At 66.1% G+C, this 20299-nt stretch carries 14 protein-coding genes; 6 read left to right on the forward strand and 8 right to left on the reverse strand.

The features are described from left to right. The first annotated feature begins 4 nt into the window (after positions 1-4). Positions 5-2692: a sigma-70 family RNA polymerase sigma factor gene (locus tag ACOYYX_RS39295; protein ID WP_422931823.1), complete on the forward strand. Its 2688-nt coding sequence runs from the start codon at positions 5-7 to the stop codon at positions 2690-2692. 118 nt (positions 2693-2810) lie between these two features. Beyond that, positions 2811-3842 (forward strand): DUF1559 domain-containing protein, encoded by a 1032-nt coding sequence (locus ACOYYX_RS39300; protein ID WP_422931824.1) that lies wholly within the window; start codon positions 2811-2813, stop codon positions 3840-3842. 49 nt (positions 3843-3891) lie between these two features. On the opposite strand, the gene ACOYYX_RS39305 is transcribed toward ACOYYX_RS39300, so the two are convergent. Continuing rightward, a complete protein-coding gene (locus ACOYYX_RS39305) occupies positions 3892-4848 on the reverse strand; it encodes a hypothetical protein (RefSeq protein WP_422931825.1) in 957 nt (318 codons plus the stop codon). Positions 4849-5214: 366 nt separating this feature from the next. Here ACOYYX_RS39305 and ACOYYX_RS39310 point away from each other — a divergent pair, with 366 nt between their 5' ends. Next, complete coding sequence (locus tag ACOYYX_RS39310; RefSeq protein ID WP_422931826.1) at positions 5215-6135, forward strand: hypothetical protein; 921 nt, start codon at positions 5215-5217, stop codon at positions 6133-6135. Between the two features lie 75 nt (positions 6136-6210). Here ACOYYX_RS39310 and ACOYYX_RS39315 read toward each other — a convergent pair whose 3' ends face one another. Continuing rightward, the gene (locus tag ACOYYX_RS39315) at positions 6211-6738 is read right to left on the reverse strand and encodes a hypothetical protein (RefSeq protein WP_422931827.1); all 528 of its coding nucleotides are present in this window, start codon (positions 6736-6738) and stop codon (positions 6211-6213) included. 690 nt (positions 6739-7428) lie between these two features. On the opposite strand from ACOYYX_RS39315, the gene ACOYYX_RS39320 reads away from it, so the two are divergent. Next, the gene (locus ACOYYX_RS39320) at positions 7429-7728 is read left to right on the forward strand and encodes a hypothetical protein (protein ID WP_422931828.1); all 300 of its coding nucleotides are present in this window, start codon (positions 7429-7431) and stop codon (positions 7726-7728) included. A gap of 224 nt (positions 7729-7952) precedes the next feature. On the opposite strand, the gene ACOYYX_RS39325 is transcribed toward ACOYYX_RS39320, so the two are convergent. The 5 genes from ACOYYX_RS39325 to ACOYYX_RS39345 form a co-directional block, all read right to left on the reverse strand. Next, complete coding sequence (locus ACOYYX_RS39325) at positions 7953-9554, reverse strand: hypothetical protein (protein ID WP_422931829.1); 1602 nt, start codon at positions 9552-9554, stop codon at positions 7953-7955. Between the two features lie 222 nt (positions 9555-9776). After that, positions 9777-12692, reverse strand: a complete 2916-nt coding sequence (locus ACOYYX_RS39330; RefSeq protein ID WP_422931830.1) for a tetratricopeptide repeat protein — start codon at positions 12690-12692, stop codon at positions 9777-9779. 574 nt (positions 12693-13266) lie between these two features. Next, complete coding sequence (locus ACOYYX_RS39335; RefSeq protein WP_422929681.1) at positions 13267-13671, reverse strand: transposase; 405 nt, start codon at positions 13669-13671, stop codon at positions 13267-13269. Next, positions 13641-14198 (reverse strand): transposase, encoded by a 558-nt coding sequence (locus tag ACOYYX_RS39340; protein WP_422923112.1) that lies wholly within the window; start codon positions 14196-14198, stop codon positions 13641-13643. Before ACOYYX_RS39340 ends, ACOYYX_RS39335 begins: the two co-directional genes overlap by 31 nt. 244 nt (positions 14199-14442) lie before the next feature. Continuing rightward, a complete protein-coding gene (locus ACOYYX_RS39345) occupies positions 14443-15237 on the reverse strand; it encodes a tetratricopeptide repeat protein (protein WP_422931831.1) in 795 nt (264 codons plus the stop codon). Between the two features lie 469 nt (positions 15238-15706). Between ACOYYX_RS39345 and ACOYYX_RS39350 the strand changes: the two genes are divergently transcribed. Both ACOYYX_RS39350 and ACOYYX_RS39355 read left to right on the forward strand, forming a co-directional pair. Next, complete coding sequence (locus ACOYYX_RS39350) at positions 15707-16102, forward strand: (R)-mandelonitrile lyase (RefSeq protein WP_422931978.1); 396 nt, start codon at positions 15707-15709, stop codon at positions 16100-16102. A gap of 370 nt (positions 16103-16472) precedes the next feature. After that, positions 16473-19400 (forward strand): sigma-70 family RNA polymerase sigma factor, encoded by a 2928-nt coding sequence (locus ACOYYX_RS39355; RefSeq protein ID WP_422931832.1) that lies wholly within the window; start codon positions 16473-16475, stop codon positions 19398-19400. Between the two features lie 116 nt (positions 19401-19516). Here the strand turns inward: ACOYYX_RS39355 and ACOYYX_RS39360 are convergent, their stop codons facing one another. Further along, positions 19517-20140 carry a malonic semialdehyde reductase gene (locus ACOYYX_RS39360; protein ID WP_422931833.1) on the reverse strand — a complete coding sequence of 208 codons (624 nt, stop codon included), beginning with the start codon at positions 20138-20140 and terminating at the stop codon, positions 19517-19519. Between the last annotated feature and the right edge of the window lie 159 nt (positions 20141-20299).

Here is a 20299-nt window from a genome sequence, read left to right on the forward strand (position 1 = left end):
CAGGATGAGCGATCGGAGAGATCTGGATGCACTCTTCTCGGTGGGGACGTCCGCGGGGATGTCGGACGACGAGCTCGTCAGGCAGTTCCTGGAGCGGCGGCAGGAGTCGGAGAGGGCCTCACACGCGGCCGAGGTCGCATTCGAGGCGATCGTCAGGCGGCATGGGCCGATGGTGCTGGGGGTCTGCCGCCGGTATCTCGACGACCCCAACGACGTCGAGGATGCGTTCCAGGCCACGTTCATCGTGTTCTTCCGGAGGGTCGGGGCGTTCCGCTTCGGCGAGTCGCTCGGCCCCTGGCTGCACGGGGTGAGCCGGAGGGTCGCCGCGAGGGCCAGGGCGGTCGCGCTCCGGGAGAGGGCCCGGCGGCTGGATCGCGAGGTCGAGCCGGCCACCGACCCGGAGGCCGAGGGTCGTCGCCGGGACGCGATGGAGTGGCTCGACGAGGAACTGGACAGGCTGCCGGCGCGGTATCGGGTCCCGATCATCCTCTACCACCTCGAAGGGCTCACGTATCAGGAGGCCGCCACCCGACTCGACTGCCCGGTCGGGACGATCGGCGTCCGGCTCGCGCGCGGCCGGAAATTGCTCAAGGCCAGGCTCGCCCGGCACGGGTCGGTGCTGTCGGGGGCCGGATTCCTGGGGGCCGTGCCGGATCCGTCGATCGTGGCACCTCCCCTGCCCGCCCCGCTCGTGGACGCCACCCTCCGGGCGGTGTCGCACGGCGGCTTGAATGTCGGGACCGTCTCGGCGTCCATCGCAACGCTCTCGGAAGGATTCTTGAGGAGCCTATTCATGACTCGATTGAAGGCGTCGGCCCTGGTGTTCGTCTCCCTCGGCCTGCTCGCGGCCGGCGGCCACTTGCTGAGGCAGGCGGCGGCGAGGCAGGATGTCGAACCGGCGAAAGCCTCGCAGGGAGTGATACCCAACGCCGAGGCTCGTGCGCAGCGGGCCCGGGAGCTGATCTACTTCTTCCGCACCTATCAGGTCTTCAGCCGCGACGAGGAGTGGGCCCGGACGATCCGTGAGCTCGCCGCGATCGGCAAGGACGCCGTGCCCGAGCTCATCGCCGAGCTCGACCGCACGGACCGGGATGCCACGCTCCGGTCTTTGGGCTTCGCACTCCGCGCGATCGGCGACCCTCGCGCCGTCCCGGCCCTGATCCGGGCGATCCCCAAGACGCTCCGCCCCCCCGGCTCCAACTGCGCCTTCTTCATCCTCGACCGCGACCTGCAGGAGTTCATGCTGGACCATCAAACTTATCAAGAGATGCGCAAGCTGCATCAGTCGGAGCCGGTCAACAGCGGCAGGCCCGTCGACGAAATCCTCACGGCGCTCGAGTCGATCACCAGGCACGCAGACTACCGCGATAAGGCCGGCAATGATGTCCGCTTCATCCAGTTGGAGGGTTCCCCCGAGCAGCAAACCCGGGCCAAAGTCTCGTTCGAGCAATGTCAGGAACGATGGAGGACCTGGTGGGCCGGGCATTTCCGGGAATTCACCACGCAAGAGGAGTTGCAGGCTGTCGAGCCTCCGAAGCGAGAAGAAGACCTCGTCGAGAAGGCGGGCATCGCCCGATACGGGCCGCTCTTCCCCACGGGGCCGGGGGTCCGCCTCGGACCGGTACGCACGCTACGACTGAGCCCGATGCCTTATGCCAACCGAGATTCATCCGTAGATTTCGACGCCGGCCGGGCCTTCTCCTTATTCGAGGGGATGAAGGCGTCGGAACATGCCCCGAACGACGAGCGGCCCTATGCGGAGTGGACCCGTCGAAATGGAATCGACCTTCGACAACATCAGACGCCCTCCGCCATCGATCTCCAGCTCTGGCGAGTCGACAACGGTCGATGGGAGACCATCGAGGACGAGGTCCGCGAGGGCAAGCCGCTGCAGATCGGCGAGGAGGCGAAGGATTTGACCTCACCCTCCGAAAAGGTCCCGGCTGGTGGCGAATTGGCGACTTATCTTTTCACGACCCGCGTAGGGGGACGCGGCATCATTCAGATGCTCCCCAAGGAGCTGCAAGGCGATCGATGCCGCCTCCGCTATCGCATGTGGGAGTCTGCAACTTCTGATTCGAAATCCGGGTCGGCCGCGTTGCCGGGCCGCACGGATCGGGGAGGCACGCCCTTCGGCGAGGTCGTCACCACGAGCCTTGAGGCTTCAAAATCCGGGCGAGAATGCCTGCTCGACCTCGAGACCGGCCGAAGATCGAGCCCGCCCGACTTCCTGAAGCCCGAGGAACTGGCGAACGAGCATGGCATGCTCAGTAACGAGGGATTCAACCGCTGGTCCCGCGAGCAAGGCCTGGACCTGCTCGCGTGCAGGCCTGAGGTCGAGGGCGAAGTGACGTCGGAAAGCGTTGCGGCCCAGCCCCCGAAGCCGGGAGCGAAGATCCACCACCAACTCGACGGACTCGGGATGACCTCCGCACGCATCAGCCCCGACGCGTTCGACGACCTGACCCTCGAAAAGGCCGGGGAGATCCTGGATCGCACACCGCTCCGCGAGCCTCGCATCGCCCAGATGTCGACTACCGGCGATCTTTACTCGGAACATCCCGACACGTTCGTCTTCCTGACCCGCGAAGGCACCGTGGGCCTGCTCCAGATGGAGGGGGATCCGAAGGTACCGAGCCGCATGACGATCCGCTATCGGCTCGAGCGTCGGGACCGCCCCGCGGGGCGCTGAGGGTCCCTTGACCGGGGGGGCTCTCGACCCCTCCGACCGGCCGGATTAAAGTGACGGGACGTCACTTGATGCCCCGCGCCCCATGAATGGGCGGATCGAACGCCCGAGGGTGGCAGCCATGCGGACGAGATCCGGCCGTGCGTTCACGCTGATCGAGCTGCTGGTCGTGGTCCTGATCGTCGCGATCCTCCTCGCCCTGCTCCTTCCGGCCGTGCAGTCGGCACGCGAGGCCGCCAGGCGGGCGCGTTGCAGCAACAACCTCAAGCAGGTCGGCCTGGCCATCCACGGCTATCAGGCGGCCTTCGACGTCATCGTCCCGGGGCGGATCGTCGTGATCCGCAACGCCCCCGGGACGCCCCTGGTCGCGGACACGGGGAAGCCAGAAGATCAGGCGACGCCCTGGAACGTGCTCCTGCTCCCCTTCCTGGAGCAAAGGCCCCTCGCCGACGCCTACAACTACGACCTGGGCTCGATCGGCCTCGACGGGCGTGGCCTCGCGTTCAACTCGACCGTGACGTCGACCTCGATGGGCGTCTACCAATGCCCGAGCGACGACGCGAGGGCGTTCGCGGTGCCGGACGTGCTGCCGGGTTCGCGAACCTCGCCGCTCGAGCAGGCCCGTGGGAATTACGGCGTCAACTGGGGCAACAACGTCTACGGCCAGCTCGTCGGGTTCCGCATGGACGGGCTCTACAACTGGCGGCCCTCCCCCTTCGGCCAGGCCGGCAACGTCCGGTTCGCGGCGGTCAGCGACGGCCTGGATAACACGGTGTTCGCCTCCGAGCTGCTCCAGGGGCGGGCCTCCGACATGCGAGGGGCGATCTGGCTGAGTTATCCGGGGTCGAACTCTTACATGAGCAGCTTCCCGCCCAACGGCCTTAAGAACCGCGTGATGAGCTACGAGCGCGACGTGCTCCATCACCCTTCCGTCTGCCTCGACGAGCCGGTGCGCAGGCTCCCCTGCGAGGGGGATCCGGAAGGCATCCTCTTCCGCTCGGTCAACGCCGCCAGGAGCCGCCACGCCGGGGGCGTCCACGCCCTGCTCGGCGGCGGGGGCGTCCGGTTCGTCAAGGATTCGATCAACCCCGACGTGTGGGATGCCCTGCACTCGATCGCAGGCGGCGAGGCCATCCCCGCCGACGCCTTCTGACGGCGAGGCCCCTCGGCGCTGGAGGAAGCTCGACGAAGGCGAGACGGTCTCAACGATGCTCGACCGTCAATCCCGGCTGGCTGGCCTCGAACTTGGCGACCTCCTCGTCGAGGAACCCGCAGCCGGTGATGTCCAGATGCACGAGGCCTGGCATCGACTTCAAGACCTCCAGGCCGTCGGCCGTGAGGGGGAGCCCATTGAGGCGGAGCCACTGGACTTTGGTAGCCCCCGCGAGGTGGGCCAGGCCCTCGTCGTTCACCCGGCTCCCTTCGAGGCTGAGGCCGACCAGCCTTGACAACGACTTGAACCGGGCCAGTCCAGGGCCCTTAACCTGGGTCCGGACCAGGTTAAACCCGCTAAGGCCCGGCAAGTCGTCCATCGCCGCGAGCCCGGCGTCGGTGATGGGAAGGCCTTCGAGGGTGAGGTTCTGGAGCTTCTTCAAATCGCGCAGATGGGCGAGTCCGGCGTCGGTGATCGGGCTGGTCGGCATCCGGTCCTGGCGGCGAGGGACGCGACTCATGTCGGCGTTCCCGAGTACGAGATCCTCTAAGAGGGGCATCCCTTGCAGGTGTCGAAGCCCGGCGTCGGTGACCTTCGTCTGGCGAAGGTCGAGCCCCGTGATGCGATCGCCGTGCTTCTCGATGAGGCGGGCGAGATCCCCGTCGCCGAACTCCTCGCCGTAAACATCGACATAGAAATGTTCGGTGCCGAAGAGGCCGAGGAATCCAGGGGTGCGACCGGTTCGAGTGGCTTGCCCTCCGAGCTTCCTCACGTCGGCCATGAGGCGGCGCCCCGCCGGGCCGAACTTCCAGGCCTTCTCGGACGGATTGAGCGCCGCGTGTAGCGACTCGGCCAAAGGCCCCAGTCGTTCCACCTGCGAGGGGCTAAGGCGGGAGAAGATGAAGACGCCCAGGGCCAGGAAGTTCAGCCCGAGCAGGATCTTCAGTCGCCAGCCGTACGATTTCCTAGGTGCCTCGACCTGGCTCGCCGACTCGATGGTGGACATGGCCTGGCCTCCACGAAATTCGGACCTTCGACCGGAGCGGACCGACGTCATTTTTAATAATATCGGACAAAGGTGCGGGGATTCAAGACGTGCCTTATCCGCACATCAAACGCCACCCGGGGGCGATAACCGACGCCCGGCCCGAGCACGGCGGGCACCCTCTCGCCGCAGCCCCGGATATGCTCGGGGGAGACATCTGGAAATTGACAACATACATGGTGTCATGCTAAACCCTCATCTTAAGTCGTGTTTGGGATTGCGTTCGAGTTGATGAAAGTTCCTGCGCATTTCATGCGAGAACGACTCGTGGATGCGAGTCGAGTCTCGGGCATCCGGGGATGACGGAGGGGGATCGGGGATGTGGCGATGATCGCGTTCACATGCCAGGGCTGCGGCAAGTCGTTTCAGGTCGATGGGGAACTGGCCGGCCGGCGTTACCGCTGCAAGCAATGCGGGGTCGTGGCGAGAATCCCGGCCGCGGAGGAACCGCTCCCGCTCCTCCCCCGGCCCGCCGCCCGTCCGACCGCGGCGCCGACGGAAGTTGCCCCGAAACGGGCGAAGGCCCGACGTAAGGCGGCGAAGGCGATCGACAGGGACGCGGTGAAATCGCTGGCGATCGGCGCGGGGCTCGCGGTGGCCGCCCTGGTCTTCCCGCTCCTCGGCTTCGTGCCCGCGGTGCTGATGACGGTCATCCACGAGCTCGGCCACGTCGCGACCTCCTGGTTCTTCGGGTGCCCCGCCCTGCCGTCGTTCGACCTGACCTACGGCGGCGGCGTCTCGCACCGGACCGGGCAGGTGCCGCTCGTGCTCATCCTGATCTACGGGGTCATCACCTCCGCGATCCTCCGCGCGAGGGGGGATCGGCGGGAGCTCCTCGCGACCCTGATCTGCGCGATCGTCTATACCTTCGCGGCCTTCTCGCCGCTCCGCGAGTTCCTGATCGTGGCGATGGGGCACGGCATGGAACTGACCATCGCCGGGATCTTCCTGTACCGGGCCCTGAGCGGCAGCCAGATCCTCCGCGGGAGCGAGCGCCCGCTCTACGCCTTCGTCGGGCTCTTCATCGTCCTGGCCGACGCCCGCTTCGCCTACCAGTTGATGTCCAGCCGGCAACACCGGGACGAATACGGCGATGCGAAGGGGGGCGGCCACTGGATGGACTTCAGCCGGCTCGCCGACGAGCACCTCCACATGAGCCTCCAGAGCGTCGCCGGCCTCTTCCTGCTCGCCTGCCTCCTGACCCCGCCGGCCGCCTTCCTCGTCCATCGCGCCCGGGGGGGACGATAGGCCAGGGCTTGCCGAATTCCTCATGGCCGGTCGATCACTCCTCCCGACGCCCCGTGCCGCCCCGCGATCGCCCCCTCAATTCGACGAGGCGATGCGAGAGAGCTTGGCCCTGATGTCGATCCCGGAGACGCCGGCGACCCGGCTGCAGATCGCGAACGACTCGGGCCCCGCCCGGTAGAATAAGGCCCGGGGATCATCGAGGTCTCCGATCCCGAAATTGAACGGCATCAGTCGTTCGCACTCCGCGTCGGTGATCCGATAATTCCGCCGGAGGAGCTTGATGCCGGCCCACAGGACGATCCGGCACAGCGTGAACGTGCAGGCCAGGGCGCGGATTGACGAGGCGGGATCGTCCAAGGATATCAGCCGATTCTCGTTTCTTATCGTCCTCGAGTTTATCAACATAATGAAGAGATCGACGACTCGCCTCGAGGCGATTTCCGACTCCTCCGCGTAGTCCGGCACCGATTCCGGCGGTGCGAAGCACCATCGCTGGCCGTCGGCCAGGACCAGCCACTCTCCTTCGACCCAATCCACCCGGCGACGATCGCCCTCGTCGGCGAATCGTCCAGGAGCCGGATCGATGCTTCGGTGATTCTTCAAGGCTCAGCCCTCCCTTCGGCCCCGCCCGGCGACCGAAGGATACCCGGGGGGGGGGAACCGCACCCGCCCCGCTGGCCCCTCGATCGACCGGGCATGACATCAGCCCTTGAAATGATCCATGACCGTTCTCGGGTGTCCCCCGATCTCGTCGACCTGGCGGTCGTCCTGTTCCCGAAGCCTGCGGGGCGTGTCGACCCACGTCCCGCCAAAGGGCCTCGGCCTTGCAAATGGACTCGTCGCGGGCGTCGAGCACCTCGACCTCCGCCCGGAGCGCGGTGGGCCGGTCGCACTAGAGGTCCGGGATCGGGTAGGTCCGGCCTGCCGTCGTCATCATTCAAACCCCTTCAAGTCGAACCATCTTGATGTACGAATTCGCTTCCGTCAGGACGTGGCAATTCGGATGCCACGCGTGCCCGCGGCGGCCCTTTTCGGCCCCGATTTCGGGAGATCCGGCCGCGGCGCCCGCCGCTTGTGGGGAGAAACGGAAATCGCCCCATCGGGGGTTACCCGACGAATGCCGGGTGGTTTCCCCGACGCCACGTCAGGAATCACCTGATTTGTTGATTTATTTCATATCAAGAATAATATTGACATCGGCGGCGCCGGGCTGTCAAGATCGACGACCCGGCGACACATCTCATCGCGGTCCCCCCGCGGCCCGATCATCCGCTTCCGAAGGAGGACGATCCCATGCCGACCCAACATCAGATCAACCTGGACCTCAACCAGGCCCTGGACATCGTGGACCGGTTCCACGCCGGCGAGCGGACCGGCCCGAGGCAGGAGACGATGAGAGCCGAGCTCTTGGCCTTCTTCGCCCAGATCGAGGAATGGACCTGGGACCCGGAGGCCCTGGAGCGGGAGCTCATCCGCCCGCTCGACTCGATGATCTACTCCCGCTACGGCTACGAGGTCGGCCCGAGGCTCCTCCGCGAGTTCCTCCTGGCCTCCGACCTCGTCCGCGAGCGCCGGATGAGGATCGCCGTTTGATATCACCTCGGGCTGCGGCCGGGCTCGACCTCCGAATTATCTCGTCGGCGCGTGTTCGACGATGGGCCACCGACTCTCCGCGAGCAATCAACTGCATATTTCGAAAAAGTGTTTGTATAACCTAATTTCAGGACCTTGAATCCTGTCCAGGGGGCATCACTGCGCCCTTGACGCCCGCGAGGTCCGGGGGGCTATCCACGTCGTTCTGGCGACGTCCCGGGGCGTCAGGACGGCAGTAAGATGAGCCTGTCGAGCGCCCAGCAGCCTCGGATGTGCGGCCCCGGGCCGCGCAGATGGTCGAGTATGGCCGGCTCCGTGCAACCGGCCTCGACCAGGAGGTCTGCCAGCTCCGGCAGGCGGTCGAACCTCTCCTGCTCGTAGATCGCCCGCGCGAGCCCGGGGATGGAGCCGTCCCGCCAGGACATCCATCCGGCCCCGAGGTCGATGCGAAGGGGCGCAGGGAGGATACACCAGGCCTCCGACTTCTCCCCGCTCCGCTTCCAGCCGACCGGCAGCCAGACCGGCTCCTCGCCCGTGTGCCCGAGCACGTCGCCTAAGAGGTCACGCAGGACCTCGCAGCGGGCCCGGCCCTCGGTCCTTTCCACCCGGGCGACGGCCTCCACGATGGACCTCGAATGCCATTTCTGACCGTCGCTCATGCCAGCATAAATTTGATACCTGAGCGTGGACAATGTCCATTCATGGGCCTGCATGTAGGACTCGGGCCTATCGATATCAATCTCCCCCGCAGGCCTCCGAGGATCTTGAGCCACCGCGCAGACGACGGCATTGGCGATGAACAAGTCCCTGCCGAATGTGGCTTGGCGGGGAGTCAGGCAGAAGTTCTCTTCGGCCTCAGCCACCCAATGGTTGTACTTGGCGTCGCTCCAGGCTTGCTCCGCGATGGCCCTGGCCTGCTCCATCTCATCCTCGTCGGCCACACCAGCCGCGTAACGGGAGGCCATCGCGATCGCCCTGCGACATCGCTCATCGTGGATCAAATGGTCGATCCGACGACAGCAGGTCAGTGCGAACAGCCGCCGGCGTCGCATGCTCCCCTCTTTATCGAGGACGTGCAGCATGAGTTCCAGGTCCTCGCACTCTCGCCTGGCCAAGGCCGTCGTCAGCCCTTCCCGAACAGCGGGCTCCCGGCCGAGCAGCGCGTCGATGACCCAGCAGCCGCGAACGTGGACCCCCGGCCCCCAAAGATGGTCGATGGCCGCGCGATCCGGACACCCGCAACGCTCGAGTGCATCGGCCAGCATCGAAAGGTCTTCATATCGCCCGCTGTGGTCAACGTCCCTCGCCAACTCCCTCGCCGGTCGCCCCTCCCCCGCCAGCCAGATCGGGTCGAACCGGAAGGGGCGGGACGGCGACCCGAAGATCTCGCGGACGAGTTCGCATTGGGCTGCTTCCTCGGCATGCAAGGCGGCGAGCCAATCCGGGCCCTCTTCCTGGCCCGTCAGGCTAGCCACGCCCCTCGCGGCGCATCGAGCGCCGACCCAGGCCGACCCGCTCCCCAGCGCGACCCGAGCCACCCCCGCGAACGACCTCGACGGCGGCCATCGGTCCACGTCGACATCTTCGTCGATCAAGGCCTCCGTGGCATCGAGAAGGACCTCGGCCTCATCGCGGCTCATCAAGCCATCGGCCAGCCTCTCGGCCGCTTCCACGAGTCCTCTCAGGCGAGGGTCGGTGAGATGAGACCAGACTCGCCGAGCACAGGCCGCCGCGACCAGTCGGAGCTTCCTGGGACTCGCCCTCGGCTCGAGCCACGTGAGCATCGGCTTGGTCTCGGCGCATGCCGCCCATTCGGCTTCATTCATGCTGACACGCCTCGAACCGGAGGGCCATCGATGAACTCGGAGGCGCCCATTCGTACACGGAGAGATTCGCCGACATGCCGTGATCTCTACCGATTTTCGCCTTGGATCGGGCCTGACCTCCGGTTGTCGATCACGGGGGAGCCTTTAGCATCGCCCCTCTCCCGCCCTCATCAGGCGAGTCCGGGCCGGGCGACCTCGAATCCGAGGTCGCCCGACGCCCGCTCAGTCCGCCAGCGGCCGAGGACGGGCCAGGCCGAGGTCGGCGGCGACCTTGTGCCAGTCGGTCTTCCGGATCCAGGCCTGGGTCCAGAGGATATAGGCGTTATAGACGCTCGGGTCGAGCCGGGTGACCTCCTTGCAGTCGTCGATGGCCCGGTCCCACTCGGCTTTCGCGAACCAGAGGATCGCGCGGTTGAGGTGGGACATCATGTGATTGGGATCGAGCCGGATCGCCTCGGCGTACTGGGCGAGCGCCTTGTCCGCTTCCGGCTTCCTCTGCCATGCGAGGCCGCGGCCGAAGTAAGCCAGCGCGATGCCGGGATCGCGTCGGATGGCCCTGTCGCAGTCGGCGAGCGCGTGATCCAACTCCCCCTTCTCGATCCAGACGAGGCCTCGCCTGCAATAGACCCCGCCATCGTCGGGGTTGAGCCGGATCGCCTCGCTATAGTCGGTGATCGCCTCGTCCCACTTCTTCTGCCTGGCCCGGGTGCGTCCCCGGTAGACGAATGCCGCGGCGTCCCTCGGGGCGAGGCCGATCACCTTATCGTAGTCGGAGATCGCCTTCTCCCATTCGCCCCTGTCTTCCCGGGCATTGCCCCGGCTGAGATAAATCTGGATCGACCCGGGTTCGAGGCGGAGCGCCTTATCGTAGTCGGCGAGCGCCTTGTTGACCTCGCCTTTGCCCATCAGGGCCCGGCCCCGGATCACGAGGGCCGTGGTATTCTCGGGGTCGAGCCGGAGTGCTCCGTCCAGATCGGCGATCGAACCATCCAGGTCCCCCTTCTTGAACCGGATGTGGCCCCGGGTCGAGTAGGCCATGGACGACTTCGGATCGAGGCGGATCGCCTCGCCGAGGTCGGCGAGCGCCCCATCCCCGTCCCCCTTCTTGTAGCGGGCGTAGCCCCGGTTGACGTACGCCTGGGCCTCATTCGGTTTGATCCGCACTACCTCGCCATAGTCGGCGATCTCGCGATCCCAATCGCGCCTCTTATTCCAGACTTTGGCCCGGATCAGGTAAGCCCGCTCGTTGTCCGAGCCGAGCTTGATCGCCTCATTGCTGTCCGCGAGCGCCTTGGCGTCCTCACCCTTCCCGAACCAGGCGACGGCCCGATTGACGTGGGCCATGGCGACCTTGTGATCGAGGCGCAAGGCCTCGTCGCAGTCGGCGATGGCCCTGTCCCACTCCCCTCTCCCGATCCTGGCGGCGCCACGGTTGACGTAGGGTATGGGTCTCTTGGGGTCGAGGCGGATCGACTCGTCGCTGTCGGCGATCGCTTTGTCCCACTCACTCTTCTCGAGCCAGGCCGAGCCGCGGTTGGTCAGGGCCAAGGCGTGCGCGGGGTCGAGCCGGATCGCCTCCGTAAGGTCGGCGATCGCCTTATCCCGTTCTCCCTTCTCGTGCCATAGGTTACCCCGGAAGCAATGGGCGTCGGCATTCTCAGGATTGAGACGGAGCGACTCGTTGAGGTCGGCGAGCGCCTTGTCCCATTCCTTCTTCGCGTACCAAGCATCCCCACGCGATGCATAAGCATGGGAATTCTCGGGTTCGAGCCGGATCGCTTCGCTGTAGTCGGCGATCGCCTTATCAAACTCGGCCTTTTCGCCCCGGATGGCTCCGCGTGCGAGGTAGGCCAGGGCAAAGTCGGGCTTGAGCCTTATGATCTCGCTGTAATCGGCGATCGCCTTATCCCATTCCCTCCTCTCGTTCAGGGCTCGCCCGCGTTGGGCGTAGGTGTCGAGGTCGTCGGGGTCGCGGCGGATGACCTCGTTGAAGTCGGCGATCGCCTTGTCCCATTCCCGCTTGCGGCTCAGGGCCATACCTCGGTTGTAATAGCCCGAAGCATCTTCGGGGTTGAGGCGGATCGACACATTGAAATCGGCGATCGCCTTATCCCAGTCGTGGCTCTCGAGCCGGGAAAGCCCGCGCTGGAAGTAGGCCAGGGCGTACTCGGGATCGAGGCGAATCGCCTCATCGAAGTCGGCGATCGCCTTGTCCCAGTCCCGTTTCTCGTTCCAGACGCCTCCGCGCTGGACGTACGCCATGGGATTTTCGGGGAGGAGCTTGATCACCTTGCCGAAGTCGTCGATGGCCTTATCTCTCTCCCCCTTCGCGGCCTGGGCACGACCTCGATTGTAGTAGGCATTGATGAAGTCGGGCTCGAGGCGAATCGCCTCGGTGCAATCTGCGATGGCCTTGTCCCACTCCTCCTTCTGGAGCCGGGCGCTCCCGCGGGAGAAATAGGCCTCGGAATCATCCGGTTCGAGGCGGATCGCCTCGTCGAGGTCGGCGATCGCCTTATCCAGCTCCCCCTTCTCGATCCAGGCCTGGGCTCGTTTGTAGTGGGAGAAGGCGTCCTTGGCATCGATGCGTATCAATTCGTTGTAGTCGGCGATGGCCTTGTCCCACCCCTCCTTCTCGGCCCACTCCCCCGCCCTGGCGACGTACGCCTGGCGATCGTCCGGGACGAGTTTGATGACCTCGCCGAAGGCCTCGATGGCCTTGTCCGACTCATCCTTGTTCGACCAGGCCAGCCCCTTGTTGTAGCGGGGCTCGGGCAGCTTGGGGTCGATCCGGATCATCTCGTCGCAGTCCGCGAGGACCTTATCCCACTCCTCCTTATCGATCCAGAGTTCGCAGCGCCCGGAGTAGGCCTCGATGGCGTCGGGGTCGAGGCGGATCGCCTGCTCATAATCCCGGATCGCCTTCTCTTCCTCGTCGGTCATCCTCCAGGCCTCGCCGCGTTCGACGTAGGCGTCGACGAGCTTGGGGTCGAGCCGGATCGCTTCGGTGAATTCCGCGATCGCCTTATCCCACTCCCCCTGCTCCGCCAGCTCGACCCCGCGCTCCACGCACTCTTCCGCCGGCGATTGAGCCCAAGTACAAGCTAATGCGATGATGACCGCCAAATTCGCCAGCATGACGCGTTTCCCTCCAGTTGTCGGCTCGGATGCAAGGCCTCGGCGTCGAGGTCCGTTGATCCTGTGAGGAATCCCGACATGGGATGAGTTCGAAGCCGGTGCGGAGTCGCCGCCGGGGTACCTCTCCCATGGGCCGATTCGGTGGATCAAGCTTCAACGTCGCGTGCCTGCTCTCCTCAAATTGCGTTTCAAGCCATTGCGAGGCAAGGCGACCGTCAAGCCCTGGTGGACTCCGCCGCAAAGTGTCACGGCGATGGGCCGCCGATCATTCGTGTCGTCGTCATCCGTCCTGGTATCGATCGTCACGACCCCCGTCGTTCCCGCGGCGACTTCCAAACTACCCTTGTTTTCATAGTCATAATCGTACTTTTAATACACGTGTCTATTTTCATAAAATGAGTCATGTACGACTTCATTCGCCGGGGAGGCCCGGAACGCTCGGAGAGAGATGACTTCCTCGCCAACGGACAGGGTGCTCCAGGGCTTATCGTGATCGGAGCTCGAAAGCATCATCTCGAAGGCAATGAACAGGCTAAACGCCAGGAGTACTCCTATCGCGAGTGGCTCATGTCGTTTAACTGGTGGAGCCCTTAACACCGAGTAGAGCCCGGATGAACTCCCCGGACACCCGCTTGATGTTGTAACTCCACTGGTAGATCGCCACGTACTGTCGAAGATACTCCTTGTTGACCCCGCGGAACGGCCGCAGGAAGTTCCTCAGCCCCGTCCAGTTCCCCTCCAGCGTGTTGCAGTGCACCTCGCGCACCCCGTCACCGTCGTCGTCGCGCGCCCACTCCCCGCGGCCGTGGCAGACCGACGAGCGGGAGCGGCCCATCTCCGGCAGACGATCGTAGCCCTTCCACTCGTCCGTGTAGAATCGCGTCATCGGCCAGCTCGCACGCAACGCCACGCGCCGCAAGGTCTCCCCGTCGGAATGCCGGGCCACCGTCAGGCGGATCTCACCGCTTCGGCGCCCCACCACCCCGCAGATCGGCAGCCGGTCCGTGTCCCAGCTCCCGTGCCCCGGCCGCTTGTTGCCGCGACGCCGCGGCGGGTCATCGGGGTCGCGGTGCGGTCGCCCTTTTTTCCCGCGTTCTGGTACATCTCGTCGGCCTCGAGCTCGGAGTCTTCCAGGGGATCCCGGTGCCGCCCCGAGTGGGCGGCGCCCTGGAGGCGGTGCCTGAGCTCGAGCAGCTGGGAGCGATCGCAGTCCAGCTCGCGTGCCAGCCTGGCAGTAGGCGTGCCCTGGGCGATGCCGCGGACGATCAGGAGCAGCTCGGCGGCCCGGCGGCGGTTGCCGTGGAGCGCGGTGCCGGTGAAGGCGTTGAAGACCCTCCTGCAGCGGCCGCAGCGGTAGTCGAGGATCGGTGCGCGATGGCGCCTGTGGACGTGGAGGTCGTCGCCGTCCCCGCATCGCGGGCATGCGAGGCCCGCTGGGTGGAGCCAGGCGAGGAGCTCGGCATAGCTGGCCTCGTCATCCATCAGGTCGAGGATGGGGAAATCCATGGCAACCTCCGCGCGGCCGAGGTAAGAGTCCCCTCCATTTCAACCATACCCCGCGTCACTACGATAGGCCCCACCAGTTACCCGGCATGAGCCTCGCGAGTAAGCCCCGGAGAATACTCCCTGTGTGGGCGCTTCCAGCGATCTTCGTGGTCCTCCATGCCGCCTCCTGAGTCTCAATGAAGGCGAGGCCGAAGGGTCGGTCACGAGTCCGATTCCTCGCGGTCGCCGGGGCTCGGTCCTCGCCTCACCGCGGGGCGGGTTCGGCGAGGTCTATGGCCTTCTGGCGGAGAGCTTGCAGGGCGTCGGCGAAGGCCATGGGCCAATCGGACTGGAGGATCCAGGCATTCGCCCAGACGTGGTAAGTCAGCGCGATGCCGGGATCGATGCTCGCCGCCCGATGGCATTCGCCAATGGCCTTCTCCCACTCGGCTTTCGCGATCCAGAGGACCCCGCGGTTGATGTAGGCGGCGACATAGTTCGGGTCCAGCCGGATCGCCTCATCGTAGTCGGACATCGCCCGATCCCAGTCCTGCTTCTTATGCCAGGCGAAGCCTCGGACGTAATAGGCCGAGGACATGCCGGGCTTGAGTCGGAGTGCCTCGTCCGAGTCGGCGATCGCCTTATCCCAATCGCCAAGCTCGTTCCAGTTGGAGCCCCGGCGGAGATAGGCCGAGGAGTTCTCGGGATCGAGGCGGATGGACTCTTCGAGGTCGGCGAGAGCCTTGTCCCACTCTCCATTCTGAAGCAAGTAGTTGCCCCGGACCTCATAGGCGAAAGCGAAGCCTGGGTCGAGGCGGATCGCCTCGTCGAGGTCGACGAGGGCCTTCTCCGGCTCCTGCTTGTTGACCCGGCAGACTCCTCGATTGACGTGGGCCTTGACGTGCTTGGGGTCGAGGCGGATCGTCTCGCTGAAGTCGACGATGGCCTGATCCCACTCGAACTTATCCGACGACGCGATCCCGCGATCGTAATATTCCTTCGCGGTGGTCTGGAAGCAGGCGCATCCGACAGCGATCATGACCGTGAGATTCGTCAGCATCTCGCATTCCCTCCGTCAGATGCCCTGGCTCGTAGCGAGGCCGCCGAAACTCCGTCCGCGCCTGAGCGAATCATATCATCCCTCCACCTTCGCGACGAAGAGGGAATCGGGCCGAATGATCCGTGGCGAGGAGTCATCGCGATGGGGCAAAGCCTGGCGATGATGCCGCCGCGACCGTGGCAGACGCCTTGGCCCGCGTGAAACATGGAAGAATGATGACGATTCAACCGACGACGCGGCCTCGAAGGTCGAGCCCCAGGGGGACCGCTACACCGAGCATCTCGATCGCATGACCGGACGCTGCGGCTTCCGACTCACGCGGCTCGATTCCTCAACTCGAGGCGACGACACCATGCCCCGGACGCGCCGCGGCTATATGATGAAGGCCGGCACCCTGACCCTGCTCGCCGGCCCGTGTCGACTCATCGGCCGGTCCGCGGCGAGCCACTCAGAAGCATATGAGGTTGTCATGGACATTCACCGAGTCGGCTCGAGGCCCTCGGGCAAGGGCCCCGCGGATTGGTTCACCGGCGCCGTGCGGATCGACCCGCTCTTCCAGCCGCAGGCCCCCGCGAGGGCCGCCGCGGCGAGCGTCACCTTCGAGCCCGGCGCCCGCACGGCCTGGCACACCCACCCGCTCGGCCAGACCCTGATCATCACGGCCGGCATCGGCTGGGTCCAGCGCGAGGGGGGCGAGGTCGAGGAGGTCCACCCCGGCGACGTCGTCTGGTTCCCCCCCGGCGAGAAGCACTGGCACGGCGCCACCCCCACCAACGCCCTGACCCACATCGCCATCCAGGAACAGCTCGACGGCAAGGCCGTCGACTGGCTCGAGCACGTCAGCGACGAGCAGTACCGCAGGTGATGTGTGCAGGACGAACAGCATCGGCCCACCAGGATCGCCCCGTCGGCGACGACCCGCAGGGGCTTGTGCAGCAGGCCGAGCCAGGGCTCGGCCCAGGTCAGCAACTCGACGGCCCGTTGCAGCTTGGTGCGGAACTAGGTCCGGCGATCGAGGACGCCGGCCAGGCGTGCGAGCCACTGGCGGGGGAACTGCGTCGGATGCGAGGATGTCATGGGGGGCCGGGCCCGTCTACTCGCCATTTCTCAAACGCTCGCAAACTTCAAGTCGCGGAGAGTACAGCACATTCAGGACTCGGCGGAGAAAAATGTAAGCGGGCGCCCGGTCGTCGGCAGTATAAGGTGAGGACAACCGACCGACGGAGGGCGAAGCCATGACGATTTTCAGCGGCCGAGCGATGCGACGCGCCTTCCCCCCTGGATGGAGCGCGGGGATGTTGGGCGTCGAGCGGACGGATCGCCAGCTCCTGGAGTGCGTGAGCCGGCAGCGAGGCGAGGCCGCCGAGATGGCCTTCGCGACACTCGTGCAGAGGCACGGGCCGATGGTCTTCGGGATCTGCCGGAGCTTGTTGGCGGACCCCAACGACGCGGAGGACGCGTTTCAGGCGACCTTCCTCGTCCTCGCACGCAAGGCCGACACCCTCCGGCAGCCGGAGTCGCTGGCCCACTGGCTGCACGGCGTCGCCCTGAGGACGGCCCGCAAGACCAAGGCGTTGGGGGATCTGCAACGACGGCGCGAACAGCAGGAGTTTGCGATGGGCTCCCACGAACCCGTCGGTGATTGGGGCCGCGTCGAGCTCCAGCTCGTCAGGCGAGAGCAGGCCGAGGCCGTCCACGAGGAGGTCGCCCGCCTGCCCGAGGCCTATCGGGCCCCCGTCGTCCTCTGCTACCTCGAAGGCCTCACCCACGTCGAGGCCGCCGAGCGCCTCCGATGGCCCGTCGGCACCCTGAGCGTCCGGCTGATGCGGGCCCGCAAGCTCCTCCATGGCCGCCTCTCGCGACGAGGCCTGGCGCCGGGCCTCCTGACCCTGCTCACGCTCCCCGACGGCGCCAAGGCCGTCCCGCCCGAGGCCCTCGTCGAGGCGACCGCCCACGCCGCCGCCAGGCTCACATCTCAGAAGGCCCTGATGACGGAGGTCGCCTCGAGGAAGGTCGCGCACCTCGTCGAGGAGGTCCTCGAAGGGCTCTGCGTCGAATTCGTCGCGCCGATGGTCGTCGCGCTGGCCGTCGCCGTGGCGCTCGTCGCCACCTGCGCGTCGGTCCTCGCGGGGACGGACGCGAAGGTGGCCGAGGCGTCGAAACCGGTCCCCGGCCTCGTCGCGGCGAGCGGAATTGCCCCCTCCGAGAAAATCCCGGGCGACCGTCACGAGACGAAGACCGATGCGTATGATAATGAGCACGTCAACAAGAAAAACATAGCTGGTCCTTTCGAAGAAGCGGCTCCTGGGCAAGCGGCGTCGACCCAGAGGGTGGAATACCTCCGGCGTGCGTCGAAGGCGGGGGGCTCGCCCGAGGACCAGGTCCGGCTCTCGCTCTGGTGCGAGTCGCAGGGGCTTTCGGCCGAGCGGTTCAAGCACCTAGCCCTGGCGATCCTGCATGACCCGACGCACGGCGTCGCCCGGGGTCTGCTCGGGCAGGTGGCGAGGGACGGGCGCTGGATCCGGGCCGAGGACGTCGGGCGCCTGCTCAGGCCGAATTCGCAGACGGCCTCGAACCTGGCCGAATACAACGCGCGTCGGGAGCGCATGGAGAACAACGCCGAGGCCCACTGGAACCTCGCGCTCTGGTGCGATCGGCACGGCCTCAAGGCCGAATCCGTCGCCCACCTGACGGCCGTGACCCGGCTCGCCCCGGGCAAGGAGATGGCCTGGAAGCGGCTCGGGTTCCAGCGCTGGCGGGGGCGTTGGCGGACGCCCGAGTCGATCGCCGCCGAGAAGGCCGAGACCGACGCCCAGCGCAAGGCCGATCGCCGCTGGCTCCCCCTGCTCCAGAAATATCGAGATGCGTTAGCGGAAGGGAAGGTTCGCGACGAGGCCGTGCAGGCGCTCGCCGGCGTGAGCGACCCGAGGGCGACGAACGCGGTGCTCGCCGTCTTCGCCAACGGCGACGCCCGCGACCAGGCCCTCGCCGTGCAGGTGCTCGGCCAGATCGAGTCCCCCGCCTCGACGAAGGCCCTTGCGTTGCTGGCGATGGCGGGCTCCGGCGCGACGGTCCAGCGGGCCGCCTGCGAGACGCTCGCCAGGCGCGACCACCACGAGGCCCTCGGCCTGCTCGTCTCGCTGCTCCGCGACCCCGAACCGAACCGCAAGAGCGTCGTCTACCGATTCCAGATGCTCCCCATCGGGGCCTTGGGGCCGGCCTCGCCGGGCGTCACGTTCATCGAAGGACGCAAGGGGAACCTGCTCCAGTTCTACACCGTGGACGAGTCGATGTCGTACGTCTCCCTGATGAATGAAACGAATGGCGATATCGGCATGGCCTTGATTAATGATGCGTATAATGCGTGGTTCCTGAATAATGGCAGCTACCAGCGCCGCGTCGGATATCAGACGATCCGGCAGGTGGCCAACCTCAATGCGACGATCAAAGATTTGATCATCGAGGCGAATACCGAGATGGCCATCGTCCAGGGGGCCGTGCGGAGGACGAACGATCGCCTGATCCAGACGCTCAAGAACATCTCGGGGGTCGACCGCGACGGCGACTGGCAATCCTGGATCCGCTGGTGGGTCGAGGATCGAGGCTATGCCTACGAGCCCGAGAATTACCGGACCCCCCAGGATACGTCGATCGAGCAGGCGAGGCCCACGGTCGTCCAGCGCCTGCATCTCTCCTGCTTCGCGGCGGGGACACCCGTGCGGACGATCGCCGGCCTCCGCCCGATCGAGACGATCCGCGTGGGGGATCAGGTCCTCGCCCAGGATCCGAAGACGGGAGAACTCGGCTATGAGACGGTGGTCGCCTCGGTGACCAACCCGCCCGACGCCACCTTCCGCGTCCGGATCGAGGATGACGAGTTACTGGCGACGGGCATCCACCGCTTCTGGGTCGCCGGCCGGGGCTGGGTCATGGCGCGTGACCTGAAGCCGGGGGATCGCGTGCGAGTCATCGGCGGGGTCGCCCGCGTGACGAAGGTGAACCCGGTCCCCTCGCGGCTCGTGTACAACCTGGAGGTCGCCAACAAGTCGAGCTTCTTCGTCGGCCGTCTCGGCTCGCTCGTCCACGACAACAGCCCGGTCGAGCGCATCACCAGGCCGTTCGACCTCGCCCCGGAGTCGACGGAAGTCGCCGACGCCCATTGATCGCCTTCCAAAGACGGGGACAATCCAGGGCGCCCTCACCGCCGCCAAGGATGACGGGATGAGGGCGCCCCTGGGATTCTCATGCGATCGCCTGATTCCATGAAGGGATCGAACCGTCAGAGAATCTGGCAGGCCTCGTCGAATTCGAGCCGAGGCGCCCTGGGATAGAGCTTCTCGGGGTCGCCATATCCGAGGTTGCAGAGCAGGTTGACCTTCCACTTGCCGTCGGGGAAGAACTCGGCGTTGAGCTTGTCGGCGTCGAAGCCGGACATGGGGCCGCAGTCGAGGCCCAGCGACCGCGCCGCGAGGATGAAGTATGCCGCCTGGAGCGAGCTATTCCGCATCCCGGTCTCGTCGATGAGCGGCTGGTTCCCGACGAAGTAGGAGCGGAAGTCGCCGAACGGCATGAGGTGCGGCAGCCGCTCGTAGAACTCGACATCCCAGGCGATGATCGCCGTCACGGGCGCCGAGCGCGTCTTGTCGAGGTTCCCCGGCATCAGGGCCGGCAGCAGCCTCTCCTTGCCCCGGGTGCTCGTGATGAACACGAATCTTGCCGGGCTCGCATTCGCACTCGTCGGGCCCATCCTCGCCAGGCGATAGAGCTCCTTGAGCGTCTCGTGCGAGACCGGCTCGGGCTTCCAGGCGATGTACGTCCTCGCCTCGAGGAACAGTTGGTCGAGCGCCTCGGGCGCGAGCCTCTTGCCGTTTCCGACCGAAGGATCCGAATCCAGAACGCTCATCCGTCGGGCCTCCTTAATGCGAGTGCCTTCTTGTCCGGGGCGTGAAACCGCCCTCCGCCGTCATTGGCGGTATCATGCCCCGGAGGGCCCGGCGTCGGCCATGGTCATTCCGCCAATCTCCCCGTCCGATCGTCCGGATTTGCCTCGAGGGAGATTGGC

The organism is Singulisphaera chitinilytica, from assembly GCF_049331405.1.
Classification (GTDB): Bacteria; Planctomycetota; Planctomycetia; order Isosphaerales; family Isosphaeraceae; genus PoT.

Excerpts from the sequence above, each read along its gene's own strand:
- ACOYYX_RS39360 (WP_422931833.1), bottom strand. The coding sequence starts at position 20,140 with ATGAGCGTTCTGGATTCGGATCCTTCGGTCGGAAACGGCAAGAGGCTC.
- ACOYYX_RS39355 (WP_422931832.1), top strand. The coding sequence starts at position 16,473 with ATGACGATTTTCAGCGGCCGAGCGATGCGACGCGCCTTCCCCCCTGGA.
- ACOYYX_RS39295 (WP_422931823.1), top strand. The coding sequence starts at position 5 with ATGAGCGATCGGAGAGATCTGGATGCACTCTTCTCGGTGGGGACGTCC.
- ACOYYX_RS39310 (WP_422931826.1), top strand. The coding sequence starts at position 5,215 with ATGATCGCGTTCACATGCCAGGGCTGCGGCAAGTCGTTTCAGGTCGAT.
- ACOYYX_RS39345 (WP_422931831.1), bottom strand. The coding sequence starts at position 15,237 with ATGCTGACGAATCTCACGGTCATGATCGCTGTCGGATGCGCCTGCTTC.
- ACOYYX_RS39305 (WP_422931825.1), bottom strand. The coding sequence starts at position 4,848 with ATGTCCACCATCGAGTCGGCGAGCCAGGTCGAGGCACCTAGGAAATCG.
- ACOYYX_RS39330 (WP_422931830.1), bottom strand. The coding sequence starts at position 12,692 with ATGCTGGCGAATTTGGCGGTCATCATCGCATTAGCTTGTACTTGGGCT.
- ACOYYX_RS39350 (WP_422931978.1), top strand. The coding sequence starts at position 15,707 with ATGGACATTCACCGAGTCGGCTCGAGGCCCTCGGGCAAGGGCCCCGCG.
- ACOYYX_RS39325 (WP_422931829.1), bottom strand. The coding sequence starts at position 9,554 with ATGAATGAAGCCGAATGGGCGGCATGCGCCGAGACCAAGCCGATGCTC.
- ACOYYX_RS39320 (WP_422931828.1), top strand. The coding sequence starts at position 7,429 with ATGCCGACCCAACATCAGATCAACCTGGACCTCAACCAGGCCCTGGAC.
- ACOYYX_RS39300 (WP_422931824.1), top strand. The coding sequence starts at position 2,811 with ATGCGGACGAGATCCGGCCGTGCGTTCACGCTGATCGAGCTGCTGGTC.
- ACOYYX_RS39340 (WP_422923112.1), bottom strand. The coding sequence starts at position 14,198 with ATGGATTTCCCCATCCTCGACCTGATGGATGACGAGGCCAGCTATGCC.